The organism is Paenibacillus taichungensis (assembly GCF_050994985.1).
GTDB classification, from domain to species: domain Bacteria; phylum Bacillota; class Bacilli; order Paenibacillales; family Paenibacillaceae; genus Paenibacillus; species Paenibacillus taichungensis.
This window is the reverse complement of the sequence record NZ_CP194720.1, coordinates 2,666,108-2,678,044: the sequence shown is the minus strand read 5'-3', so window position 1 is coordinate 2,678,044 and position 11,937 is coordinate 2,666,108. Positions and strand designations below refer to the sequence as shown.

Here is an 11,937-nt window from a genome sequence, read left to right as displayed (position 1 = left end):
GTAATATATATTCTTTCAACCCTTTGGCGAATTCGGACCAAAGGGTTTTTCAATTTCATTTTCATGATAATATGAGATGAAGTATGCGAAATAAATCTTGGTTAGGAGAAGATAATATGGACGTTTTTTCAGAATATCTAGCACGAATTGATAACCTGGGACATCGGGACCGTACGGAAGAAGTTTTAGAATGGATTATCAAGAAGTACCCAAATTTAGTACCTAAAATAGCGTGGAATCAGCCCATGTTTACCGATCATGGCACATTTATTATTGGATTTAGTGTATCCAAACATCATTTGGCTGTGGCGCCTGAGAAGGCAGGGATTAATCATTTTTCCGATGAAATTGTAAAGGCCGGTTATGAGCACACCAAGGAATTGGTGCGTATCCGGTGGGATGGACCGGTTGATTTTTCATTACTGGAACGAATGATTGATTTCAACATTACGGAAAAAGCAGACTGTTCAACCTTTTGGCGGAAATAGGCATGATCGATAGCCTACAACAAAAGACCTCGCTCTCACTTACGTCGGTGAGCGGGGTCTTTGTAATGGGTCATTCAGCAATTGGTTTGCACATTGCACCAAAATAATCTATGACTACGCTGCGAAACGCGATAGCTGCTTTCGAGATATATCTGTTTTTATGCGACAATAATGCAATTTCCCTCACTAGGTTCTGATCCTCGATCCGGAGATATACAATTCGTTCCTGCGGGTTTCTTGCTGTATTGGGTATAAAGGCAATCCCGATCTCCGCCTCCACAAGTGCAGTTAATCTTGCAGGCTCATCTCCTTCATAAACATACTTCGGTACGAATCCGACGGATTGACATTTGGAGTCCACCAGATCACGAATACCATATCCTTTTTTCACCCCCACAAACCACTCATCCTTAAGCTCTTCTAATGTGATGCTGCTTCGATTCGCATATTGATGACCGAGAGGCACAGCAACTACAATTGGGTCCTGGAACAGCATCTGACATTCGATATCATCTCCCTGGATTGGAGGGGAAGACAGACAAAAATCAATTTCGCCTCGGTGGAGAAGCGTGCACATATCGTCCAACGTAACCATTTGTACATGAAACTGAACATTCGGCTTATTTTTTCGGAATTCCCGCAAGATTCCTGGTAATGTGCTTGCTGTAGTAACTGCCAATTGAAGTGTACCGTGATCCGGGTTGGAGAGATCAGCAATTTCCTGTTTTCCCTGTTCCAATTCGAATAAGGCTTTTTCGGTCCGTCGAAGGAATGTTCTTCCGAATTCGTTTAACCGCAGTTTTCTGCCCAATCGATCAAATAACGGTGCACCCAAGTCATCCTCCAAACGTTGTATCGTCTTGCTCAGTGAGGATTGAGTGACATGCAGCTTACCCGCAGCTTCTGTCACATGTTCACATCGGGCTAACGTCAGAAAATAGCGTAGCTGAAGAAGTTCCATTTCGCACCACTCTCTTATTCCTTTTAGTTCATCAAATCATAACATAAAATGCGTTGGAATAAATAAAGGGATTCCATTAAGATGACAACAGAAGAAGGAGGGATATACATAATGAATGCTCGAAATATATGGTTAATGATATCTGTGGGCTTGGGAATTATGCTGAATCCGCTCAATTCCTCCATGATATCTATAGCAATTGCAAGACTACAACAGGAGTTTATACTTGATGTTACGACCGTGTCATGGATTATTTTTTCCTTTTACATTGCAAGTGCTGTGGCTCAACCGGTCATGGGCAAGTGCAGTGATCTGTTCGGCCGCAGAAAGATATTCCTTATCGGTCTGGTTGTTGTCTTTGGTTCCTCCATGTTAGCTCCGTTATCTCCAGACTTTTCTTGGCTTATCGTATTCCGGATCATTCAATCTGTTGGCACAAGCATGATGGTAGCCGTCGGAATGGCGATTGTAAGAATCCACGTTACTGAGAAACAGGCTGCTGCCCTGTCTATCCTTGCGATGTTCCTGTCTGGTGCAGCCGCGGTAGGCCCTTTTATTGGCGGTGTATTGATTCATTGGTGGGACTGGCAAAGTATTTTTCTAGTGAATATTCCATTGGTAATCGCAAGCTTTATATTCGCCTGGAAAACCATTCCCAAAGAAGCGACCCTCAAATCCAACTATGGCGACATGTCCATCAGAAAATGGTTCCTGCTGATTGATGCGCCCGGCATACTTTTGTTCACCGTTGCATTGGTGACTCTGCTAATGAGCGTGCTTTCCGTTAAATCAACCGGACATCTTTTAACTTGGCACCTTATGGCAGGAGGGATCGGATTGCTTGCATTAGCAAGTTTTATCCGACATGAATTGAAAACAGCGTCCCCCTTTATTCCGCTGAGGGTATTTGCCAAATATCCCGAAATGACCTGGGTGAATGTACAATTTATGCTGGTTAACACTCTGTTTTACGCTCTGTTTTTTGGTGTGCCATCTTATTTACAGCAGGTACGCCATCTGAACGAAGTTCATACAGGACTATTGATGCTAACCCTTGGTTTATGTTCACTCATCAGTTCTCCTCTCGCCGGACGCTGGATTGACAAATCAGGTACGCGGCCAGCTTTGATCGTTTCAGCGGTGTTAATGACGTTCGGGTCCATCTTGATTGTGGCATTGGATAAAGGCTCACCAGAGGTGAATGTCATCTTGCCCTTAGCTGTATTTGGTATAAGTAATGGGCTCAACAGTGTTGGTATGCAGGCGGCTTTGTTTAAAAGCACACCCAAAGATATGATCGGTGTCGCATCAGGTATTTTTAATACATCGAGATATCTGGGGACCATTTTGTCATCGTTGTTGATTGGAATTGTCATGGGAGACACATTCAGTTTTATAGGATTTCAAACGCTTGGAATCATCCTGACAGTATTAGCTGCATCTTTAATCATCATGACCTTACGACGCCAGAAATCATCCTCAACGCAGACGTTATAGTGCCGAATCTCATAATTCATATCATTACGTAGTCATATATTGCTTTCGAAATTGAAGCGGAGACAACCCGATATACCGTTTGAAACAGGATGAGAAGTATGGAGCATAACGAAAGCCCACTTCTTCTGCAATGCGATCAATCAACCAGTCTGTAGTAACCAGTAATCGCTTTGCACGTTCTAAACGAAGTTCATTTAAATATTCAATTGGTGTTTTACCATACTTCATCTTCATGCAACGGATAACATAGTTGGGATGAAAATGGAGAGCTGCTGCCAACGTTTCATTCGTGACCTTTGTCTTGTAATTCTGTTGAATATATATTGCTGCTTGTTCTGCTAATCGTGTCTGCACGGAATCCATTACCCGCAAGCTGCCTTCTTCCAGCATGGAAAGCAATTCACCTAGCAAGCGCTGCTCCTGCCAAAAGGAGCTATCCATTTCTAGTGTCAATAATTGCTCCAGAAGATTGAAAGCCGCTTGTGGATGGGCTAATTTCGAATGTTTAGGAAGCCTTAACGTATAAGGATTGCCAAACGGTCTGGAGGAATCTTGCAACTCCGGTTCATGATCAGAAGAGGTCAGCAAGCTTTCATATCTTTCAACATGCTCGAAATGCAGCCAGTAAAATACCGTTTTCTGTGAACACGGCCTGACCGAATAGTGTTCTCCTTCTGGCAGCAGGATTAGTGAGTCTCCTTTCTCCAAGGTCCATTGCTGATCATTCTCTCCAATATATAATTCTCCCTTGACCACAATCAGTACATCGTAGATACCAAGATTTTTTCGGTTCGGATGTTGATCTCCGATTTCATATTCAGAACGTCCTGCTCCTAGATAATAGGGGAGTTGGGGGACGTTAAGCTCTATGATTCCATCTCCATTCAAAACAGATAACCCTCCCTATTAGTGTTAAATTTTATAGAAAAGAGTTCAATTCAATTCTATTTTCCCATGTAATCACAGCTTATAATTGAAAACCACAAGAGTCAATTTTATAGGAGGAATTCCATAATGCGAAAAGCCAAAGTAGCCATTCAAGACACCTTCTGGAAAGAATACTCCGAATTAGTCCGTCAGACTGTCATTCCTTATCAATGGGAAGCGCTCAATGACCGAATCGAAGGCGCGGAGCCGAGCTATGCCATCCGTAATTTCCGAATTGCAGCTGGCTTGGAGAAAGGTGAATTCGGGGGATGGGTATTTCAGGATAGTGATCTCTACAAATGGTTGGAAGCGGTTGCTTATTCGATCGGTAACCATCCTGATCCCAAGCTGGAGAGCATCGCTGATGAAGTGATTGATCTGATTGGTCAAGCTCAACATGAAAATGGCTATGTAAATACCTACTTCACCATTAAAGAGCCTGGAAGACAATGGACCAATCTGTATGAAGCTCACGAGCTATATTGTGCTGGACATATGATAGAGGCAGCAGTTGCATATTATCATGCGACAGGGAAGCGCATTTTTCTCGACATCGCATGTCGGTTCGCTGATCTCATTGATAGCTTGTTTGGAACCGAGCAAGGTAAAATTCAGGCGTATTGCGGGCACCAGGAAATTGAATTAGCTCTGGTTAAACTGTACAACGTTACAGGAGAACAACGTTATTTGAATCTGAGCAGTTATTTCATTAATGAGCGCGGTAACAAGCCAAGTTATTTCGTGGAAGAGTGGGAACGCCGGGGACGGAAAAATATTTGGTCACAGGGGACTCCCAATCTTGAGGTATATCAGTCTCATCTGCCAGTGAGAGAACAAACGGTCGCTGTGGGTCACTCTGTTCGTGCAGTCTATATGTACACCGCCATGGCCGATTTGGCACGCCTCACGAATGATTCAAGTTTGCAAGAAGCCTGTGAGCGGCTCTGGATCAATACAACGCGCAAGCAAATGTATATTACCGGCGGCATAGGTGCAACACATCTGGGGGAAGCATTCACGTTTGACTATGATCTGCCTAACGATACGGTTTATGCAGAGACCTGTGCTTCCATTGGACTAATTTTCTGGGCACGTCGGATGCTGCAATTGGAAGCCAAAAGTGACTATGCTGACGTCATGGAAAGAGCACTATACAATAATGTGCTTGGCAGCATGTCCAAAGATGGACAACATTTCTTCTATGTAAATCCACTAGAGGTATACCCGGACGCAAGTGAAAAAAATCCAGACAAACATCATGTGAAGCCCGTACGGCAGAAATGGTTTGGTTGTTCATGCTGTCCGCCTAATGTGGCACGTTTATTGAGTTCACTTCATGATTATATTTATGACATATCTAATGACGGAAAAACGGTGTATGTGCACTTGTTTATCGGTAGCGAGCTTCAATGGGTGACAGGAGACGGTCTGCAAGTAACAGTACACCAACGATCCGAATTACCGTGGCATGGAAAGGTGGAGTTCTCGATTTCTTTGGCTGGTAATGATGCTAAAGCTGCTCCATTTGAGATTGCAGTCCGCATTCCTCAGTGGTTTCAAAGTCAGGATCCAATATTAAAGATCAACGGAGAACCTCAACATTATCGTAAGCATAATGGTTATGCAAAAATGGAACGTGCCTGGTCCGATGGTGATACAGTAGAGTGGATATTGCCACTAGAGACCCAATTGATCGCTGCTCATCCTCTGATCCGGCCAGATGCTGGGAAAGCTGCCATCCAACGCGGCCCACTCGTTTATTGCCTGGAGCAAGTGGATAATGGATCTCCACTGTCTTCACTCTCATTCGCAGAGGAGCCAGAGTTGAGAGAACACGAAACGCCTGAACTGCTTGGTGGCTGCATTACTGTAGAAGTTGATGGGCTACTTGTGGATGAATCCGTGTGGTTGGATAATCAACCTTACCAGCCGTTACACAAAAACGTCAAACCAGTACAACTCACAGCAAACCCTTTTTATTTATGGGGCAATCGACAAGCCGGAGAAATGAATGTTTGGCTTCGTACCTGATTCTATAATTCGTTTGTGACACCTTTCATTGAAAATCGGTAAAGAGACACAATTACAAAAAGTCGCCTAAATGGCGACTTTTTGCTTTATGGTCATGCTCATTTAATACAAACAGCTTCTTTTTTTAAACGAAATTTAAGATCCGCATTAAACCAATGTAAGGTTGATCTTCTATACTTGCCTCTGAGCTTCAAAAATCATTCGAGGGAGAGATTTATATCAATCATACACGTTCATACACATCAAATCGAATCAGAATAACAGCCATCAGCGCACTCGCTATGATTCTGACCGCATGCCCGATCATAAGTACGGGTAGTGCTGCCGCTAATGCAGCTCCTGTATCAGCTATTTCACAAGCAACAAAAGATATTCAGGCTCAAGCGCCTATCCAATATCGAATTCAAGCCCGGCTGGATGAGAAGAAGATGACCATAGAGGGGAGTGAATCCATTACTTACAGAAATACGAGCAAAGATACATTGAAGCAACTGGTTTTTCATACTTATGCTGATGCCAATCTTTCGGAATCGACACAGACGACCATGTTTAAACATTCCAATGAAGAGATTAGCAAAAATAACCCTGATAAGAAACCGGAAGACTTTCTTGGAGGAATTGATATTGAGAAGGTGACGACCGGTGGGCAAGCCCTTGATTTCAGTAATAAAGACCAAGCTATGTCGGTGAAATTGGAGCAACACCTTCAGCCTGGTGAATCCGTGACGGTTCAAGTCCACTTTAATCTGAAGATTCCCTATGGCTCACAGCGGTTATCGTATTACAAAGATATTATCAATGGGGCTCATTGGTTCCCTGTAATGTCAGTCTATGATGAGGCCAAGCATGAATGGGATAGCAAACCTTATAGTAAAACATTTGAAACGGATTATTATACTTCCGCGGATTATGAAGTTCAGTTCAATGTTCCCGATCAATATCAGGTAGTGATGCCTGGTACGATAACCACACGGGATGATGCAGAGACTGGACGCAAAGTGGTATCCACCGTAGCTGAGAATACGAGGGAGTTTGCTTTCTTTGCCAGCCCAAACTTCAAAGTGGACAGCGTAACCCGGAATGGCCTCACCGTAGAGTATTATTATTTTGACAACCAGCCAGGTAAGAAAAAAATCGTTGATGGGTATGTTGATCAAGCATTCAAAGCCATTGATTTTTTCAGTGATAAATACGGTAAATACCCTTATCCTGAATTTCGGATTGTTGAATCATATGTAGAAGGTGTAGCTATCGAGTATTCAAGGCTAATCCAAATGGGGCAAATCGGAATAAATTCTGCTCCAGAACAGGACACCGTATTTGTGCATGAAATCGCGCACCAGTGGTTTCATGCGTTAATCGGGAATAACTCGGAGACAGAGTCTTTCCTGGACGAAGGATTTGCAGATTTCTCCAAAGTGTATTTTTCTGAGAAGCAGGGGGATACGATGAATGGCTTCAAGTCCATCCAATTTGACGATTCCACTGTGGATAAGGCTATTGCTTCAACTAATGACGAGGTGGGAGATTGGGCAAGCCCAGTTTATTACGATAAAGGCCGTCAAGCGATATACCAATTGTACCGTTCCGTCGGTGAAGAGAAATTCGATGCCTTTATGAAAGAGTATTTTAAACGCTATGTGTACCAAAACGCTACGATTGACGGACTTCTTCAAACGATAGAAGATGTACTGGGGAAAGAGGCGCGAGATGATATGAAGACGGTTTTATATGAGCCTAATTTTACGCTGAAGCCCGAGTATCAACTGTCGAATGAGGAGAAAACGGCATACCTGCATGATCAGTTTCAATCGCTGTATGGATCAGCGTTAACTCAGGTTCCGAATTTACCTTTTGAAACGATGAGCCGTGTGATGGATAAAGCCCTTCAAGGTGAGCGATTAGCCATTGTGCTAAGTGATCAGGTGAGCAAGGCAGCGAACAAACAACAGGAAGCTATGGTAAACCAACTGACAACTCTTCTGGATTTAACCGGAGTGAAGTATGACCTGATCCAGGACCGGCAGGAATTGAAGCGAAAAATGAAAAAAGAACTGGCTACCAGCAACCTGATTGTACTTGGTAACGCCAAATCAAATGGTTTTGTACAAGCATTAAAATCCAGCATTATAGACCGTGCTACCCATATCGGTTTTCAATGGAAAACGACTATGAACCAACCGTCTGCTGCGGGAGCCTATGTGATCAAACACCCTTATAATCAAAATCGTTTGATGCTGCACTATTTCTGGAATGAAGATCATCTGAGCAGTGGGAGTCTTGAACCATTTATGATGAAGATGCAAGAATCCATTGGATTCAGCAGCGCTTATTATCAGTACTATATGTTGGACAAGAAGGGCAAGGTAACATTGGATAAAAAAGTGGAAAATCCACTTTCAAAATTTTTCGCTGAAGAATAACCCGAAGTGTCCATTCTTATAAAGAAAGATTAAATACCTTGGCAATTGTCATGCGAAGATCATCATATTGTCTGTTATAGAGTCGCCTATATGGCGACTTTTTTTATTTAAGTTCATTTTAGGTTTTTAAAACCTGTCCTGAAGGGTAAATATAACGTGGATCTTTAAATGGATGTAAAATAAAACGTTGCGGAGGAACATGAAGAATGTTAGGGAAAGCATTGATTGTTAATATACTGCAAATAATAACAATATAATGTGCAAAGACACCTAAAAATGTACGACACGACAGTAACATCAATGACAAGAAAATGATTAGGATTCGGAGAACACCGAGATGAGGAGGACATATGAAAACAACCAAGGTCTCATTTTTTGTACTATCACTAATTCTGCTCCTAGTGGCGGGGTTATCCGGATGGTCGGGGGATGCCAATGCAAACTCCAATTCAGGTAAAACCTATGTGATCGGCACGGACATCACATTTGCACCGTTTGAATATCAAGATGAAAATGGGGATTATGTAGGCATCGATATGGATTTGCTGGATGCGATCGCCAAAGACCAGAACTTCAATTATCAAATCAAAGCCCTGGGATTTAATGCGGCTGTGCAAGCTCTTGAGTCCAATCAGGTGGATGGCGTCATTGCCGGGATGAGTATCACGGATGAACGCAAACAAAAGTTTGATTTTTCAGAATCCTATTTCGATTCAGGTGTAGTTATGGGTGTGAGCGCAAATAACGATACCGTAAAAAGTTACGAAGATCTTCGCGGTAGAAAAGTCGCCGTGAAGACTGGCACAGAAGGGTACAGCTTTGCTGAATCCATCGCCTCAAAATACGGCTTTACCATCGTTCCGTTTGATGATTCTTCACAAATGTATGACGATGTAAAGACGGGGAATTCAGCAGCGTGTTTTGAAGATTATCCAGTACTGGCTTACGGGGTAAAACAAAATAACGGTTTAAAAATCGTGACCAAGAAAGAAGATGGGGCTTCCTATGGATTTGCGGTTAGCAAGGGGCAGAATCAGGAACTCCTAAAGATGTTTAATGACGGCCTAACGAATATTAAGGTAAGCGGGGAGTATGATCGTATAAAAGAGAACTACCTTGGCGAGAATGTTGTCGCAAACCAGGGTCGTTGGGAATTAGTTCAAAAATCTCTACCTGTGCTGTTCAAAGGTATGGGGAAAACACTCTTGTATACGATTATGTCGCTGTTTTTCGCCTTTATCATCGGCTTGATTTTTGCTTTTATGAAAGTGGGTCAAAATAAGTTTCTTCGTGTTGTTGCTACTGTATTTGTGGATATTTTCCGCGGGATACCGTTGATCGTCCTGGCATTATTTATTTATTTCGGGATTCCTCAGGCGATGGGCTTCACCATGCCACTGTTCCTGGCCGCCATTCTGACGTTGAGTCTAAATGCAGGAGCGTACGTAACGGAAATTATTCGCGGGGGTATTCAATCGATTGATCGTGGACAGATGGAGGCCGCCCGTTCATTGGGGCTTCCTTATCGCAAAGCGATGATAAAGATTGTAATCCCTCAGGCCATACGGGTTATGATTCCTTCATTCATTAATCAGATGGTTATTACATTGAAAGATACGTCGATCTTGTCCGTTATTGGTCTGGTGGAGTTGACGCAATCCGGTAAGATTGTCATCGCAAGAACATTCGCCTCTTTTGACATTTGGTTGACTGTTGCGATTATGTACCTGATTGTTATCATCACATTGACTAAAATTGCTGACTACCTGGAGGTGAGGGTTCGTCGTGGGTAAAATTAAAGTAGAAGGATTAAAGAAAAGTTTTGGCACGAATCATGTGCTGAAGGGCATCGATATATCGCTCAACGAAGGTGAAGTTGTCTGTGTCATTGGACCTTCAGGTTCAGGTAAAAGTACGTTTTTGCGCTGCATAAACCAGCTAGATGAGATCACAGCTGGACGGGTTATCGTAGATGATAGGGATCTAAATGATCCCAAAACGAACATTAACAAAGCTCGCGAGAACATAGGTATGGTATTTCAGCACTTTAACCTGTTTCCTCATTTCAGCGTGCTCAAAAATATTATGTTTGCACCCAAAGAACTTGGGAAATTAAAAGAACAGGAAGCACGTGATACGGCACTTCGTTTACTGGATCGGGTTGGTTTGTCGGATAAAGCTAACAGCTATCCCAACCAACTTTCGGGGGGACAAAAACAACGCGTAGCGATCGCTCGTGCGCTTGCCATGAATCCGGACGTTATGTTATTCGATGAACCAACTTCGGCGCTCGACCCCGAGATGGTAGGCGAAGTCCTTGGTGTAATGAAGGATCTTGCGAGCGAAGGTATGACGATGATTATCGTGACTCATGAAATGGGCTTTGCCCGTGAAGTTGCGGATCGGGTTGTCTTCATGGATGGTGGATATGTTGTAGAGCAGGGCACCCCTGTTGAAATATTCGGAAATCCAAAAAATGAACGGACGATCAGCTTCTTGGAGAAAGTACTCTAAAAAGCCAAATCAAAACCCCTTCAAGATCATTTCTTGAGGGGTTTTTGGTGTGCATTTAATTTGAATGGGTCATTGCTCGTAGACGTTTTACATCTTCTCTTGGCGGAAAACCAAACATGCGAGAATATTCACGACTGAATTGTGAAGGACTTTCATAGCCGACCTGGAAAGCAACATCCGCAGCATCCGTCGATTCAGACAATAACAGACGCCTTGCTTCCTGCAGTCTTAATTGTTTTTGGAACTGAATAGGACTCATGGCGGTAACCTCTTTGAAATGTCTATGCAGTGAAGCCACGCTCATTTTTCCAATCTCCGCAAGCTCCTCGATGCGAAACGTTTGATTATAACTACTTACAATCCGTTCAATCACATCTCGGATGCGGTACGTAGCACTTCCTTCAAGTGCAATCTGCTCTAACATGCCTCCATGCTCACCTTCAAGAACTCTGTAGAGAATTTCCTTGATGTACAGAGGGGCCAATATCGAGATATCCTTTGGTTTATCCAGCAACCGGACTAATCGAATTAGGGCATCCAACATCGTTAACTCCGTCGGGCTAACATATATGCCTCGTTTGGCATTTTCCTTCCGCCTACCTCGCAATTCGGTATCGCGTAATACATCCAGCACTTGCTCCGGCGTAAATACAAGATTTAGAGCCAAATAGGGAGCGTCTGAGGAAGCCTCAACCACTTGTGCGGTAACCGGAAGGTCCAAGGAGGCCACAAGATAATCGGCTGGACTGTATCTGAAGCGCTCCTCGGCCAGCCATACATCTTTTGCACCTTGAACAATAATGCACAAGGACGGTTTGTAAACAGCATGCTTCGGACCGGTCACTGATGAGCGACGAATAAAAAATAAAGAAGGAATCGCAGTTTCATTTAAACCTTCGTGTTCTGAATATTGCTGAATAACACGGGCAAGATCTTCCTGTTGCTTATATATGGGCTTAGACATAATATCCTCCTTCAACGGAATAGCCCAATTATAAACCATGAAGATCCTATATATAAATGGTCTTGAGAAGATTAGGCAATCTTTTGCGATGAATTGGTTATCGGTCTTAAATTCACTTGGTGCATAATTGGA

Annotated in this window: 9 protein-coding genes; 6 read left to right on the top strand and 3 right to left on the bottom strand. The window is 43.1% G+C overall.

Annotated elements, in window-relative coordinates; translation table 11 throughout:
- Positions 1-116 precede the first annotated feature (116 nt).
- On the top strand, positions 117-488 hold the full coding sequence (locus ACR1R9_RS12040; protein ID WP_076288568.1) for an iron chaperone: 372 nt from the start codon (positions 117-119) through the stop codon (positions 486-488).
- A gap of 70 nt (positions 489-558) precedes the next feature.
- Here the strand turns inward: ACR1R9_RS12040 and ACR1R9_RS12035 are convergent, their stop codons facing one another.
- Positions 559-1,449, bottom strand: a complete 891-nt coding sequence (locus ACR1R9_RS12035) for a LysR family transcriptional regulator (RefSeq protein WP_076288569.1) — start codon at positions 1,447-1,449, stop codon at positions 559-561.
- Positions 1,450-1,560: 111 nt separating this feature from the next.
- On the opposite strand from ACR1R9_RS12035, the gene ACR1R9_RS12030 reads away from it, so the two are divergent.
- A complete protein-coding gene (locus tag ACR1R9_RS12030; RefSeq protein ID WP_076288570.1) occupies positions 1,561-2,946 on the top strand; it encodes an MFS transporter in 1,386 nt (461 codons plus the stop codon).
- 24 nt (positions 2,947-2,970) lie between these two features.
- On the opposite strand, the gene ACR1R9_RS12025 is transcribed toward ACR1R9_RS12030, so the two are convergent.
- Positions 2,971-3,834, bottom strand: a complete 864-nt coding sequence (locus tag ACR1R9_RS12025) for a helix-turn-helix domain-containing protein (protein ID WP_433923610.1) — start codon at positions 3,832-3,834, stop codon at positions 2,971-2,973.
- Between the two features lie 126 nt (positions 3,835-3,960).
- Between ACR1R9_RS12025 and ACR1R9_RS12020 the strand changes: the two genes are divergently transcribed.
- The 4 genes from ACR1R9_RS12020 (at position 3,961) to ACR1R9_RS12005 (ending at position 10,841) form a co-directional block, all read left to right on the top strand.
- Complete coding sequence (locus ACR1R9_RS12020; protein ID WP_433923611.1) at positions 3,961-5,904, top strand: glycoside hydrolase family 127 protein; 1,944 nt, start codon at positions 3,961-3,963, stop codon at positions 5,902-5,904.
- Between the two features lie 281 nt (positions 5,905-6,185).
- Positions 6,186-8,327, top strand: coding sequence for a M1 family aminopeptidase (locus ACR1R9_RS12015; protein ID WP_143764618.1), 2,142 nt, complete (start codon positions 6,186-6,188; stop codon positions 8,325-8,327).
- A gap of 350 nt (positions 8,328-8,677) precedes the next feature.
- The gene (locus ACR1R9_RS12010; protein WP_076288574.1) at positions 8,678-10,120 is read left to right on the top strand and encodes an amino acid ABC transporter substrate-binding protein/permease; all 1,443 of its coding nucleotides are present in this window, start codon (positions 8,678-8,680) and stop codon (positions 10,118-10,120) included.
- Positions 10,113-10,841: an amino acid ABC transporter ATP-binding protein gene (locus ACR1R9_RS12005; protein ID WP_433923612.1), complete on the top strand. Its 729-nt coding sequence runs from the start codon at positions 10,113-10,115 to the stop codon at positions 10,839-10,841. The genes ACR1R9_RS12010 and ACR1R9_RS12005 overlap by 8 nt, the downstream gene beginning before the upstream one ends.
- A gap of 55 nt (positions 10,842-10,896) precedes the next feature.
- Here the strand turns inward: ACR1R9_RS12005 and ACR1R9_RS12000 are convergent, their stop codons facing one another.
- On the bottom strand, positions 10,897-11,805 hold the full coding sequence (locus tag ACR1R9_RS12000) for an AraC family transcriptional regulator (protein WP_076288576.1): 909 nt from the start codon (positions 11,803-11,805) through the stop codon (positions 10,897-10,899).
- Positions 11,806-11,937 lie beyond the last annotated feature (132 nt).

Excerpts from the sequence above, each read along its gene's own strand:
- ACR1R9_RS12010 (WP_076288574.1), top strand. The coding sequence starts at position 8,678 with ATGAAAACAACCAAGGTCTCATTTTTTGTACTATCACTAATTCTGCTC.
- ACR1R9_RS12020 (WP_433923611.1), top strand. The coding sequence starts at position 3,961 with ATGCGAAAAGCCAAAGTAGCCATTCAAGACACCTTCTGGAAAGAATAC.
- ACR1R9_RS12000 (WP_076288576.1), bottom strand. The coding sequence starts at position 11,805 with ATGTCTAAGCCCATATATAAGCAACAGGAAGATCTTGCCCGTGTTATT.
- ACR1R9_RS12015 (WP_143764618.1), top strand. The coding sequence starts at position 6,186 with ATGATTCTGACCGCATGCCCGATCATAAGTACGGGTAGTGCTGCCGCT.
- ACR1R9_RS12035 (WP_076288569.1), bottom strand. The coding sequence starts at position 1,449 with ATGGAACTTCTTCAGCTACGCTATTTTCTGACGTTAGCCCGATGTGAA.
- ACR1R9_RS12040 (WP_076288568.1), top strand. The coding sequence starts at position 117 with ATGGACGTTTTTTCAGAATATCTAGCACGAATTGATAACCTGGGACAT.
- ACR1R9_RS12030 (WP_076288570.1), top strand. The coding sequence starts at position 1,561 with ATGAATGCTCGAAATATATGGTTAATGATATCTGTGGGCTTGGGAATT.